The sequence below is a fragment of the Spirosoma daeguense genome (assembly GCF_054776875.1).
On the sequence record NZ_BAAHBF010000006.1, the window covers coordinates 79,148 to 92,085 of the forward strand.

10 protein-coding genes are annotated in these 12,938 nt (G+C 44.9%); 2 read left to right on the forward strand and 8 right to left on the reverse strand.

Annotated features, from left to right (window positions below; all coding sequences use genetic code 11):
- Positions 1-121: 121 nt before the first annotated feature.
- The 4 genes from ACYVD4_RS19700 to ACYVD4_RS19715 form a co-directional block, all read right to left on the reverse strand.
- Positions 122-1,057: a helix-turn-helix domain-containing protein gene (locus tag ACYVD4_RS19700; protein WP_460948674.1), complete on the reverse strand. Its 936-nt coding sequence runs from the start codon at positions 1,055-1,057 to the stop codon at positions 122-124.
- 207 nt (positions 1,058-1,264) lie between these two features.
- Positions 1,265-1,741, reverse strand: a complete 477-nt coding sequence (locus ACYVD4_RS19705; RefSeq protein WP_460948675.1) for a hypothetical protein — start codon at positions 1,739-1,741, stop codon at positions 1,265-1,267.
- Positions 1,742-1,810: 69 nt separating this feature from the next.
- Positions 1,811-2,221 carry a hypothetical protein gene (locus ACYVD4_RS19710; RefSeq protein WP_460948676.1) on the reverse strand — a complete coding sequence of 137 codons (411 nt, stop codon included), beginning with the start codon at positions 2,219-2,221 and terminating at the stop codon, positions 1,811-1,813.
- 139 nt (positions 2,222-2,360) lie between these two features.
- On the reverse strand, positions 2,361-3,803 hold the full coding sequence (locus ACYVD4_RS19715; protein WP_460948677.1) for a hypothetical protein: 1,443 nt from the start codon (positions 3,801-3,803) through the stop codon (positions 2,361-2,363).
- Between the two features lie 188 nt (positions 3,804-3,991).
- Between ACYVD4_RS19715 and ACYVD4_RS19720 the strand changes: the two genes are divergently transcribed.
- On the forward strand, positions 3,992-6,211 hold the full coding sequence (locus ACYVD4_RS19720) for a WG repeat-containing protein (protein ID WP_460948678.1): 2,220 nt from the start codon (positions 3,992-3,994) through the stop codon (positions 6,209-6,211).
- Here the strand turns inward: ACYVD4_RS19720 and ACYVD4_RS19725 are convergent.
- The 3 genes from ACYVD4_RS19725 to ACYVD4_RS19735 all read right to left on the reverse strand — a co-directional run bounded on the left by ACYVD4_RS19725 (position 6,194) and on the right by ACYVD4_RS19735 (position 8,598).
- Positions 6,194-7,096 carry a carbon-nitrogen hydrolase family protein gene (locus tag ACYVD4_RS19725; RefSeq protein ID WP_460948679.1) on the reverse strand — a complete coding sequence of 301 codons (903 nt, stop codon included), beginning with the start codon at positions 7,094-7,096 and terminating at the stop codon, positions 6,194-6,196. The genes ACYVD4_RS19720 and ACYVD4_RS19725 overlap by 18 nt on opposite strands.
- A 120-nt stretch (positions 7,097-7,216) precedes the next feature.
- Positions 7,217-7,597, reverse strand: coding sequence for a DUF983 domain-containing protein (locus ACYVD4_RS19730; RefSeq protein WP_460948680.1), 381 nt, complete (start codon positions 7,595-7,597; stop codon positions 7,217-7,219).
- 128 nt (positions 7,598-7,725) lie between these two features.
- Complete coding sequence (locus ACYVD4_RS19735) at positions 7,726-8,598, reverse strand: helix-turn-helix domain-containing protein (RefSeq protein ID WP_460948681.1); 873 nt, start codon at positions 8,596-8,598, stop codon at positions 7,726-7,728.
- A gap of 371 nt (positions 8,599-8,969) precedes the next feature.
- On the opposite strand from ACYVD4_RS19735, the gene ACYVD4_RS19740 reads away from it, so the two are divergent.
- Entirely contained in the window at positions 8,970-10,049 is a 1,080-nt protein-coding gene (locus ACYVD4_RS19740; protein ID WP_460948682.1) for a fasciclin domain-containing protein, read from the forward strand.
- Positions 10,050-10,112: 63 nt separating this feature from the next.
- On the opposite strand, the gene ACYVD4_RS19745 is transcribed toward ACYVD4_RS19740, so the two are convergent.
- The gene (locus ACYVD4_RS19745; RefSeq protein WP_460948683.1) at positions 10,113-12,914 is read right to left on the reverse strand and encodes a substrate-binding domain-containing protein; all 2,802 of its coding nucleotides are present in this window, start codon (positions 12,912-12,914) and stop codon (positions 10,113-10,115) included.
- Between the last annotated feature and the right edge of the window lie 24 nt (positions 12,915-12,938).

The following is a 12,938-nucleotide window of genomic DNA, read 5'->3' on the forward strand; positions in this document are numbered from 1 at the left end:
AAAAAGCCCAAAAACTTAAAACTCTAAAAATCAATACATTAATCCTATTAATCCTTGTGAGAATATTGAAAATGTTACGTTGATTTTCAGATTTGTTTCATAAAAAAGCGTGGGCAGATAATCAGGCATTGCGTAAATCTGATACTGAATCAGGCTGAGTTCGCACCTCCAGACGATACCCTACACCATGAACAGCAACGAGACGTAGCGTTGGGTCGTTTTGAAGCAATTTTCGAAGGCGCGACACAAACACGTCGACGCTACGTCCGACGGTGATTCCTTCATCTTCCCAGACCGCTTTGAGGATTGCATCACGCTCGATAACCTGATTGGGCTGTTGTAGAAAAAAGCGAAGCAATTTTGCTTCCCGATATGTTAAATTATGCGCTTGACCGCCAGCTTTTAGCACCAGTGAATTTGGCTCAAAAGTTGATTGGCCCAGGCGTATTAGTCCTTCAGGCTCAGGTTCTGTACTGGCGGTTTCAGGTGATATTGATGAATCACTACTACGTGCAGTTTTTCGCCAGAAAACATACCCCAAACCCAACAACACGGTTCCTATACCCACCCCCCAGCCTAATAGCGGCAGTGATTTAACTGGTTCAGGTTTATTGAACGTAACCTGTAATGTATAGCAGCCTTCCACCTGTTTTCGACCTCCACAGGCTACGCCGTCGGGTTTTAACAAATCCTGAACATTATACCCTAACTGTAACTCACCTTTGGCGCAGTCTAGTACGGCTACGTCGTAATCACCCTGAATAGCATGCTGTTGAAACGATGCTTTTAACAATTGAGGTAGCCGATTGTAATCGAACGATCGGTTTAGGCGAACAACAAACGTGCGGGTATCGAGTTGTTTGACAGGCTCAATACGCGACGTAGCATCGCCCGCCCGACGTAGTAACTGGTGAGCCGTTCGACGTAGCGCCAGATTCACCTTTCGGGAGAAATCGGCATTTTCGTACGTAGCATTTACTGGTTGACCAACAAACGTAGCAAAACCGCCCGCTAACGTAACGCTCATAATTCCGATCAATACGATAAATTTTCCCATAATCTGGTTGACATAGTTGATCGGTGGCCTAAAAATAATCTTACCAAGCCTCGATCAATACTGTCGTAAATTTGTCTAAAATCTGCTAATGATTTCACAGTTCGTATATACTCCAGTATTCCCAAAAGGTAGCGTTTTAGAAAAACATCACCGTTTGGGAATATGAAGATACTAGAACAAAAAATGCACCAGTATTAACCACCGCAATTAGCAACCATCCCCTCTTTTCTGTATCAGCCAGTTTTGCGGAAAAGGCCAGCTATAATTCCGTATTACGATTCGTCTACGAGCTTGCCAGTCGGTTTTGCGAGCGGGTTCAATAATTAGTTCGTCGCCGGATTTAGCTAGTGCCAGCACAGTCGCTACGTCGACCGAATACACGATACGTTCGCTATCGGATGCGCCTTTTTGAATGAACGTACCATTCCGGTTCAGATAAATCTTAAACGGCACATTAACCGCTTCTTCAGATTCAGGATTACCACTCACCAACGCCAGTGTGCCCTGACTATAGAGCCAGAAGGTTTCATAATTCAGCAGTTTTCCGTTCAGTAACAACGGATTCGAATAGAAAACCGTCTTTTCGGGTTTATTATCGGTAAGCGGCTCGGTTACACTCAGGTTATTTGCCTGCACTGTCAGCAGTATCAGGCAGGCAGCTATTAAAAACAAGGTTTTTTGCATGTCTTTAAACGGTTGTAATGGTCGAAAAACGCTAAACAATACATCAATAAATACACTATACATTTTGTGTTAGCGTACCAGAATTTCATTATGTGGTAAGGCATACTGGTTATTGGTGGTGATCAAAACAATATGATCGCCCTTTCGGCACTTTGTTAGCACCCGTTCGATGGGAATCTGTTTAACGGCTTCTTGCCCATACATCACCAGCGTTTTCGTATTCTTGTCGCGGATGGCTACTGTAAACGGAATCCGGTCGACGGCTTTATTTTCCGTTGGCGACAGGTTAACGGTGTTTACCGTTAACTCGCCTTTTGCGGTCGAGGCTACGCTGCATTTGCCTGCAGGTGTGTAACGGTCAACAACCATTTTTTGGCCCAGAAATGCCGCAGAGCAGTTATTAAATGTTTGCTGGGCCAGACTTACGTTTGAGAGGAGGCCACAGGAAATAGCGATGAGTAATTGGCTTATTTTTTTCATGATAGCTGGTTTTAATGATACCATGACAAATCTATAAGCAGCCGCCAGATGCGCAGGTAAAGTTCTGTAAAACCTTGTAAAGGAAATGTAAAACCTGTTTAATCAGCCCAAGACTGCATAATTGACCGTGAAGATGAGCCTATTTTTTCTGCAACACCTGTTTTACCAGTTGCTTAATTTCATTGATTTCATCACTATGCCTGCGTTCCATTGCCAAAAGTTGCTGTTGCTGCTGCTTGTTTTTATTCTCCAGCTGAATGCTATACAGCGTAAGCTCTTCTATTTTTGCCAGCAACGTAGCATTTAACTGTGTGAGATCGACGCCCTCCCGAACAACCTGTTTGGCAGATGGTACGTCGGGAAGGTGTCCATGTTGGCGAATAAAATTGCTGACCGACGATAAAGGTCGCAGCTGATACGTTGGATCAAACACATGATCACTCCAGTCATTTTCGGTATTTATCCGAAGCTGGAAACGAGCTTTCACCACGTCGCCTTGCTCATTAACGGTTAAAAATTGATCTGTCGCCCGCGATGGTTTACTTTTGGCGGTTAGTTTCGTCAGGCGTAAACCACTTTTATCCGCTTGCTCACTCACAATTTCCAGTCGCTCATTTGGTGCAGACGTACCAATTCCGACGTTGGCCTGATTTCCCAGAATAAGCGCGTTACTGACTGCTACGTAGCTGTTGGCTCCGATAGCGATTGCGTTCGATAAACCATCTCTGGCCTGACTATTATATCCCATCAATACGTTATCACTACCAGTCGTAACAGTGGTGCCGGATTTAGGGCCGATAATTATATTGTTACTTCCTGTGGTATTATAAAAGCCTGCCTCTTTTCCCAGAAAAACGTTCCCTCCTCCAGTTGAATTACGGTTTCCAGACAGATACCCTAAAAATGTATTGTACTCACCGACTGTATTTCGATAACCTGCCGAATACCCGACAAAGGTGTTATAAGCACCCGTCGTATTTTTATTTCCCGAAGCATAACCTGTAAAAACATTGGCAACTCCTTGTGTGTTGGTGTACCCTGATTCGTTTCCCACAAATACATTCTCACTCCCGTTTGTATTCGACCATCCGGCCTGATTGCCATTGAACACATTCTGGGTTCCAGCCTGGTTGGCGTAACCTGACAGATGTCCAGTGAAGACATTACCTGATCCATTCGAATTTGAATACCCCGACTGATATCCTAAAAAGACATTTCCTGAACCCCAACCATTAAACTCACCTGATTCATGCCCTACAAAGACATTGTTGGCTCCGTTTGTATTGTTAAAACCAGCCATACTGCCTGTAAATACATTATTACTTCCGATCGTAGTTTCATGCCCTGCCTGATACCCGATAAAGATATTATTGGCGGCAGTAGTTGATTTAGCGCCCGCAAATGGCCCTAAGTAAACATGATAACTGCCCGACATTGTGGTATTACCGACAAAGCTGCCTATCAACGTATTATAAACAGCCGGTGTGGTTGAGTTCGGAGCACGAACAACGTAATTAGTCGTAATCTGAGCCAGCAACGGAGAGCATAGCAAAAGTGCCCCAAAAAGAGTGAAAGATTTCATAAGTATTGGAGACTGGTTATGGTTAAAAGCTTATGAAAGATACTTCAGTAATTCCGGCTAATGAACCAAGTTGTTTGCATTCTATTTAACGGTAATTACCATGGTCACAACACACCTGCATTTGTAAATGAGCGGCTTAGAACCTAGTTTTGGCTTTACTCTTTTGTTCGCACCACAAGACTGCAATTATGATTACCCTCGGCCAACGTATCTTAGGCTACACCCTTCAGGAAGTGATTGGTGAAGGGGGGATGGCTACGATTTATCGGGCCACGAATCCGCTGGGAAAGCAAAAAGCGATTAAAGTTCTCAAACCCGAATTCACCAGCGACCCGCACGTTCGACAGCGTTTTGAGCAAGAAGCGCAGATTATGGTCAAGTTGGGCGAACACACCATCCACATTTGCCAGGTCGATGATCTGGAAGTGACTCCGCACTACGTAGCGTTGGTAATGGAATACCTTCAGGGCGAGAATCTGGCTACGTTTCTTCGCATAAATGGCCCCATTAGTCCGCAACAACTGATTGCCTGGATGGAGCCGGTATTACTGGCGGTTGGCTATGCACATAAACAGGACGTAGTACATCGCGATATTAAACCCGCAAATCTTTATCTGACCACACAGGGCCAGATAAAGGTGCTGGACTTTGGTATTGCCAAAGTGCTTAGCTCGGGGGAGGATTTGACATTTACCCAGCAAATGATCGGTTCGCCCCGCTACATGAGTCCCGAACAAATTCTGACGCCCAAACAGGTCGACCATCGAAGCGATATTTACTCACTGGGTGTAACGATGTGGGCACTGCTTACCGGCCATCGGCCATTTTCTGGTGAAAGCGGCAACGAGAGCGATTTCATGATTCAGACCAGAATTGTGAACCAGCTCTTGCCTCCACTCGAAGGCAGATTAGCGTTGCTGAACCCTGTAATTCAACAGGCCACAGCCAAAGCCATCGACAACCGTTATCAGAATTGTCAGCTACTTTCAGAAGCACTGATCAATGCGCTCAAAACGCCATTACGACAAGTCGCTCCACCAATCCATTCAGAAGAAGATAAAACCCAGGTGCTTAAGCGGCCATCGTCAGTACCTGTTTCTACGCCAATCGTTCAAATAATTGCGGAACCAGACAAAACGCCTGGGAAATCTCCTCCACCCACAGTTGAAATACCACTTGAACCAGCTTTTTCAGGCCCGCCACCGACCATTCAATTTTCACTTGAACCTGTACCCGGTGCTACATTGCCAGAAGATAATGCAATCGAAAATCGGCCAACCAGCATAAAAAGGGTTATTTATGGATTGCTTTTAGCTTTGGTGCTTCTCGTTGGCGGCTACTTTCTTTGGGCTACGTATGGGCCGGAAAAAGAAACCATTGTGCCTTTTACCGAAAATGGTAAGTACGGTATAAAAAACTCAATATCAGGCAATTTCATTTTTACTCCTCAATTTGTATGGGCAGATTCGCTACGTGATAACGTAATGCTTATCGAACTAAAACCCGATACGTATCGGGTTTTAGGAGCTGATGGTCAATGGCGTAGCGATACAATAAAAGGTCTGGTTGAATCTTTTAGTGAAGAACTTGCAGTAGTCAGTAACACATTAGGAAAATCAGGCTTTATCGATAAATTGGGGAAGCTCGTTATAGATTTTCAGTTTGATAAGGCAGAATCATTCAGCAACGGTTTGGCGCTTGTTCGGAAAGGAAACCAATGGGCATACATCGACAAATCGGGCAAAACCGTCATCGACGCTACGTTCGACTATGCTACGTTATTCAGCGATGGGCTGGCACTTGTCAAAAAAGCCGGGAAGTGGGTTTATATCGACCCGTCGGGTCAGCCAATTATCAACGTAGCGTTCGACATTGATACGTCGGTAGCCAGCTCATACACGTTTCATGAAGGACTGGCCTTAACCGAGCAAAACGGCAAGTATGGCTATATCGATAAGACTGGAAATATTGTCATCGACATTCAGTTTCTGGAAGCGTATCCGTTTAGCGAAGGGCTGGCGCTTGTACTGAAAGAGCATCAGTGGGGTTTTATTGATCACAAAGGGAAAACAGCCATTGAGTTTCAATATGAATTTGCCCGTTCGTTTAGCGAAGGGCTGGCTGCCGTTCGAAAGAATGGAAAATACGGCTACATTAATCAAACGGGAACGCCAGTTATCGACTTTCAATTCGATAGCGATTTATCGTTTAAAGAAGGGCTGGCACCAGTTCGAAAAAATGGCAAATACGGTTACGTTGATCAGACAGGCAAAACCATAATCGGCTATCAGTTTGATAAAGCCAGTGGCTTCAGCCGAAATCGGGCACAGGTTTCTAAAGGAGATACTACGTTGCGAATCGACCGGGCTGGTCATGTGCTGGAACGGCAGCTACGTAGTGGTATTTAAGTCAAACAAGTCCGGGCGCGTGTAATGTCCTACTACGTCGAAGTCGAGTTTGCTTTTCATTACGTTATCCAGATTCAATTCAGCCATCAGTATACCCTCTTTGTCCCAAAGCGGCCCAGCTAAAAACTCGCCCTGTGGCGATACAATGGCACTACCTCCCCTACTTACAATAATTTCGTCTTTGTCGAGAAACTGCTGATACTCTTCGGGGTAGTCGCTACGTTGGAAAAACTGGTTGCAGCCCAGTACGTAGCACCGACCTTCGCAGGCAATATGTTGAAGCGTAGCAGACCAGGTTGGGCGGGCATCGGCAGTGGGTGCCAGATAGATTTGCGGAAATTGCTGATAGATGCTCATGCGAGCCAACGGCATATAATTTTCCCAGCAGATTAAGCCGCCAATTCGCCCCAGATACGTATCAAAAACACGTAGTGAATCTTTCCCGGAACCTTCGCCCCAAATCAGTCGCTCTACGCCGGTCGGTTTGATTTTCTGGTGTTTACCCAGATAGCCTTCGGTTGGCGATACGTATATCAACGTACAATATAAACTTCCATGCAGCGCATCCCGTTCGGTGACGCCGATGGCCAGGAATACATCGTTATCACGCGCAATCTGTTCAATCCGACTTAACTCAGGGCTGGGTAACTGTAGACTGTTTTGCCAGTATCTCAGATACAGATCACGACCGGGATCAGTACGTAATCCAACTTTTGCGCCGAAGGTAAATTTTCGGGGATAGCCCGGAATAAATGATTCAGGAAATAAGATCAACTGGCAGCCCTGCCGCGCTGACTCTAAAACGTATGCTTCGAGCTTATCGATGGTTTTTTGAATATCGAAAAAGACAGGAGGTGCCTGAACAACAGCAACTTTGATAGACATGGCGAATCGGCTTGCAGGGTAAAGACACCCCGGCGTCATAAAGATAACCGATAACTCAGGCGAACCCACTCAATTTAAACGCAACTGCCTTACCGAATGAGGAAAGCAGTTGCGTTTGTTTTATTTCCCAACTTCAACTTGTGGGCGCGGCTCAATAAAGAACGTAAGCCAGGTTCGGCGGGCCACTCTGAAAAAGTAAGGAGTAAGCAGAATCAGGGTTGGAATCAGGCCAACGAGATAGTAATCCAGATCAATGTTTAGCCACTGCACAAAAATGAAAAATGTGAGTAGGGAGTAAATGGTATAAAGCGCATAACTGACAAACATGGACGCCCAATAGAAGCCGGGTTCGGGAGTAAAATTTTCGCCACAGTTCGGACAATGGCTATGCATCTCATCAAATTTCCGACTAAATGCACTGTTTTTTACGAAGAAATCACCCTGATGACAGCGGGGGCATTTATTATTTATTACGCTATAAATTCGGCTATTGGTGAGCATGGCTAGGGGCGTAAAACTGGAAAAGATAGCGGATTTACGATTCCGTATTTCGGGCAGTTATTACGTAACAAAGGTACAATGTCCATTGTCAAAGCTGATACGTCAAACCAAGCCATGTATGGTACAAATCAACGATGATCACGTAACGTCTCCCGAAAATCGGCGGGTGTATGACCCGTTTGTTTTTTGAAAAATCGAACGAAATAGGACGGGTCCTCAAACCCTAGTTGAAACCCGATTTCTTTTATTGAATTAGCTGTGTGTGTCAGCCATCGTTGGGCTTCAATAACAATACGTTCCTGAATAAGTTGGCTGGCCGTTTTGCTCAGTACTTTTTTGCAGATATGATTCAGATAATTCGGGGTCAGATTCATTTCTTCAGCATAAACTTTAACCTCCCGAACCGTTAGAAACTGACGCTCTATCAACTCTTCATACTGACGAATCCGGTCATAAAGCTGCGCGTCGGAATCCGTCAACTGTAGGCTATAGAGTCGATTTGCCGTTTCCAGAAGAATGTGAACGTATGACAGAAAAACTTCCGCCCGATTCGTGCGTTGCTGGTCGTACTCTTCATAGGCATATGTAAATAATTCGTCCGTACGCCGGGCATCATGGTCGGTCACTTCAAGTAGCGGCACATGCTGATTGGAGTGAAAAAACGGATACTGGTACAGCCGTTGCCCAAATCGCCCCCGAAAAAAATTAGCCTCAAAGAACAAATTATACCCTTGGATATCGGGCGACAATGTCCAGCTATGCACTTGCCCCGGCGTTAGAAAATAAAGTTGGTTTGGCTGAACTGGATAGGTCTTGAAATCAATCGTGTGTGTACCCGAGCCGTTACGTATCCACATTAGCAAATAAAAAGTATGTGAATGCGGTTTGTCAATTCCTTTAAACTCCTGCACTAGTTTCTCCAGCCGGGTCATATAGAACAACGTATCAGGTTCGTGCCGGGGAAATGATTGAAGTTTATAGTTAGGAATAGCTGTTGCCATACTGTGAACTTTCTTTTCAGGTGCTGATTTCGATGCCAATCTACCTATTTTCCGGTAGTTATTTCTACATGATTCTATGAGCTACGTATCATTTCAACGCTATTACTCAATTAATAATCTATATAAATAATAGATTTCATCCCTAATCACAGAACACAGAAATTTTAAACACATATTACTGGTTATCAACAATTTATTATTTACAAAATGGTACTATTCGGCGAGCCTATATAATCAGTTTATAGCAATCTGTAAAACATACCCGCCCGAAGTGCGTTTTGTATTCAGACGTCTTGTAGGTATTCCATGCAAATGGCAGTACGTATTAGGCCGAGAATTTTGTATAAAAGTTCACTTAACTTACTCAACACATGAACCGTTTTTTTCACGCGCAATCCCTCCGATGGACTGCGTTTGTTCTGCTCTGTGCAGCAGCTCCTTTTTTCTCAAGTTGTAGGATGGACACGCCTGATCCAGATGGCACAGTAGTAACGCCCCCAGGCTCAGGAACCACCACAACACCCGGTACGGGAACTACTACAACGCCCGGAACCAGCACTACGTCGACACCCGGTACAGGTACGCTGGTAGTCGTTAATTCGGTTCAATTTATTTCGGAGAAAAGCAATCTGAATTTTCTGGAAGCAGCCATTGCCCGTGCAGGACTCGCCAGCGAATTCAATACTAGTCTAATCACGGTTTTTGCTCCTTCCGACGATGCGTTCAAAGCGGCTGGCTATGCCAGTGAAGCGGCTATTGCTGCGGCACCTGTTGCCGACCTTCAACGGATTTTGCGGTATCACATCGTTGGTTCACGGATCGACCAATCGTCCATTCCAACGGCAGTGAACACGGAGTATCAGACTGCGTTAGCCGATAATCAAATCTCGGTTTACAAAACAAGTCTGACCAATATAAGTGTGAATCAGGCAAAAATTGCGGAAGGAGATTTGCCTACTACTAACGGCGTTGTTCATGTAATTAGTCAAGTGCTGGCGCCTGCAACAGCAAACCTAACAGGCACAGTTAAGGCAAACAATAATCTGTCATTCCTAACGGCAGCTATCGAACGGGCTGGTGCTCCAGTTCAGGATATTATTAATCAGAGTACGAAAACTGGATATACGCTGTTCGCTCCGACCAACGATGCGTTTAAAGCGGCTGGTTATGCTAGTGAGGCTGCCATTAAAGCCGCTGATTCGAAAAAAATAGCGGATCTATTACTCTATCACATACTGAAATACCGAGCATTTGCTCAAACTTTCCAGAATGGAGCTGATATTGTAACCGCACAGGGAGCCAGCGTTCGGTTGAATGTTAGTAACGGTAAGGTGACTATAACCGGAAAAGGAAACGGCACAAACGCGGCCAACATTGTTCAGACCGACCAGAGTGCGTCGAATGGGGTTATCCACGTTATCGACCGGGTACTGCTGAGTCAAGCGCCCTAATTGGTAGGTAATACGTAGTCTATATCCCCCGAACGTAGTGTTTGGGGGATTTTTTTTGTTCTGCTAGGTCTGAATTGGTGATTTTCGGTATTCGGATGGTGTTTTCTGTGTATGTTGTTTGAAGAACGTAGTAAAATAGGCGGGGGAGTTAAAGCCCGTTTCTGTCGCAATATCAGCCATAGTGCGGTTGGTTTCCCGAAGAAGGTATTTTGCTCGTTTCAATCGAATTTCGGTCAGATAATCCATTACGTTCATTGAAAGCAAGGCCTGCACTTTCCGATAGAGTTGTACCCGCGACACACCCATTTCACGACTTAATTTTTCAACGTTAAACGACGAATCGCTCAGATTTTGCTCAATAAGTGTTGTCAGATCATTTAAAAACTTCTTATCCTGTCGATTACTTACCTGCGATGAAACATCGGCCGTCAGACGTTGTTGCCACTTCCGGCGATTGGCTAATATAGTCCGTATTGTTTCCAGCAGAAACGTAGTGTTAAAGGGTTTGGTCAGGTAAGCATCGGCACCAGCACGGGTTCCTTCAATCTGGTTCTCCAACTGTCCTTTGGCCGTGAGCAGTATCACCGGAATTTGAGCAGTACGCATATCTGCTTTTATGCGTTGGGTAAGTTGCAGTCCATCCATTTCTGGCAGCATTACATCGCTGATGATTAAATCCGGAATCGTTTCCAGCGTTCGTTCCCAGGCCAGCAGACCATTACGTTCGGCAATAACAGCAAACTCGTTTGCCAGTCTTTCGCTCAAAAACTCTCTTAGTTCATCGTTATCCTCAACAATAAGAACCGTTGCCAAATCTTTTTGGGGCTGTTTTTCTGACGTAGCACTTTCTGGTTCAAAATCGGTTTCGACACTACGTTCTAATGCAACGCTGCGCTTACCATCCACCACAGACCCCCGTTCGTTATCAAGCAAATGAGCATCGCCAAGCGGCAATAGAATTGTGAATACCGTTCCCTGTCCAGACGTTGACTCTACACGAATAACACCGCGATGCAATTCTATAAATTCCTTCGACAAAGCAAGCCCTATTCCTTTAGCTAGATTGAATGGACGGGTACCGCTGAAAAATAAATCAAACGCATGTTCCTGTTCTTCAGACGTCATTCCCTCGCCATTATCCATCACCTGAATTTTAATTTGCTCATCTTGCTTTTCCAGTTTCAAGTGAATCAGCCCTCCTTTAGGTGTGTATTTAAACGCGTTCGACAGCAGATTGAAAAGTACTTTATCGAGTTTTTCGGCATCGAACCAGAGCGGCTGGGCGGATAGGGCTGTGATGAATTGCAAATCAATACGTTGTTTTTCAGCCTTTTGGCTAAAATCTTTCACAATGCTACGTATAAACGCTACTACGTCCTGTTCAGCCGCCTGAAGTTGTTGTTTCCCGGCATCCGTTTTCCGCAAATCGAGCATCTGATCCACAAGACGTAGTAATCGGTAGGCATTTTTCTGAACAAGCGATAAGTTTTTGTGCAACTCATGCGCACTAACTGTCTTTTTTGCCAATAAGTCTTCTGTTGGCGTCAGAATCAAGCTGAGGGGCGTGTTAAATTCGTGCGAGATATATGAGTAAAAACGCAGTTTATCCTCTGTAGCCAGACGCGCCTGTTGCGACACGTTTTCTATCTGGCTTTTCTGCTGGCGAATTTCCTGATTTTGCTGTTCAAGTTTCTGATAAGCAGTTTTTTGTGTTCGAAACAATTTATACACCCAGACGCCCATACCAACAGCAACCAACAAACTAAACAAGGCAACATATAGGGTCGTCTGTTGTGATGTATAGGTTTGGGTGAGCTGATCAATAACCTTACTTTGTTTCTCAATATCAGCCTGTTGCGATAGTAATTTATCGCTCTGCGCTTTCAACCCGCGAATATTTGAGGCATCTACCTGAATCGATGTAAGTTTCTGTTCCCGCTCAAATGATTTACGTTCCAGAATACGGGTAGCCGTTTCAATGGCTTCTTCGCCACCTGTTGGATATAAAAAGCTGGCTTTCAGAATACCATCGGCTACTGCCTGAATGCCCGCATTAGGCCCCGGCAAGGCATCGATCCCGATAAAATCTAATTTATGTCTAACATGTTGTTGCCGGGCAATTTCATAAGCACCAATGGCCATTACGTCATTATGAGCAAATATAAGGTCGGCATTATCAAGTTTAGTAACCTCATTTTTCAGCACATTCCGGGCCGTGTCGCGTTCCCATTTTCCATCGACTTCGGCCAAAATCTCTACAGCAGGGTATTTTTTCAGGGCTTCCAGAAATCCCTGATGACGTTCCTGAGCGGGTGACGAGCTTCGTAAACCCCATATTTCGGTGATACGTCCTTTCCCGTTGAGATATTTGCCGACAAAGTCGCCAGCCATCCGACCAATTTCGACATTATCACCACCGATATAAGCATTGTACAATTCGGAATTCACCTTTCTATCTAGCAAAATCACTGGAATTCCTTTCTGAAATAGTGACTCGACTACCTGTTTGAAAGGAGCGCTTTCGTTAGGGGAGATAATTAATAAATCGACGTTTTGGCTTGCCAGTTTCTGGATCTGTTGAATTTGTCGGGCCGTACTGTTGGCGGCATCCTCATAAAGAAGCGTGTAATTCGGGTGAAACGCCAGCTCCCGTTTCATATCATGGAGCAGTGTTTTTCGCCACTCATCGCCCCCGGTGCATTGCGAAAAACCAATCCGATACACCCGATCTGATTCAGCAGTATGACAACCACTGAGTAGCCAGCAAATCCCATATAATACGAAGCTGAGTCTGGTCTTGAACGCTCCTTTCCGACAGAGAAAGTGCAGTAAAGCTTGAATAAACCAGCTACGAACTTCAGTCATTGCAAGAAAATCAGTTGTGGTATT

Coding starts and splice junctions, on each gene's coding strand:
- ACYVD4_RS19700 (WP_460948674.1), bottom strand. CDS start 1,057: ATGGGAAAATTTATCGTATTGATCGGAATTATGAGCGTTACGTTAGCG.
- ACYVD4_RS19705 (WP_460948675.1), bottom strand. CDS start 1,741: ATGCAAAAAACCTTGTTTTTAATAGCTGCCTGCCTGATACTGCTGACA.
- ACYVD4_RS19710 (WP_460948676.1), bottom strand. CDS start 2,221: ATGAAAAAAATAAGCCAATTACTCATCGCTATTTCCTGTGGCCTCCTC.
- ACYVD4_RS19715 (WP_460948677.1), bottom strand. CDS start 3,803: ATGAAATCTTTCACTCTTTTTGGGGCACTTTTGCTATGCTCTCCGTTG.
- ACYVD4_RS19720 (WP_460948678.1), top strand. CDS start 3,992: ATGATTACCCTCGGCCAACGTATCTTAGGCTACACCCTTCAGGAAGTG.
- ACYVD4_RS19725 (WP_460948679.1), bottom strand. CDS start 7,096: ATGTCTATCAAAGTTGCTGTTGTTCAGGCACCTCCTGTCTTTTTCGAT.
- ACYVD4_RS19730 (WP_460948680.1), bottom strand. CDS start 7,597: ATGCTCACCAATAGCCGAATTTATAGCGTAATAAATAATAAATGCCCC.
- ACYVD4_RS19735 (WP_460948681.1), bottom strand. CDS start 8,598: ATGGCAACAGCTATTCCTAACTATAAACTTCAATCATTTCCCCGGCAC.
- ACYVD4_RS19740 (WP_460948682.1), top strand. CDS start 8,970: ATGAACCGTTTTTTTCACGCGCAATCCCTCCGATGGACTGCGTTTGTT.
- ACYVD4_RS19745 (WP_460948683.1), bottom strand. CDS start 12,914: ATGACTGAAGTTCGTAGCTGGTTTATTCAAGCTTTACTGCACTTTCTC.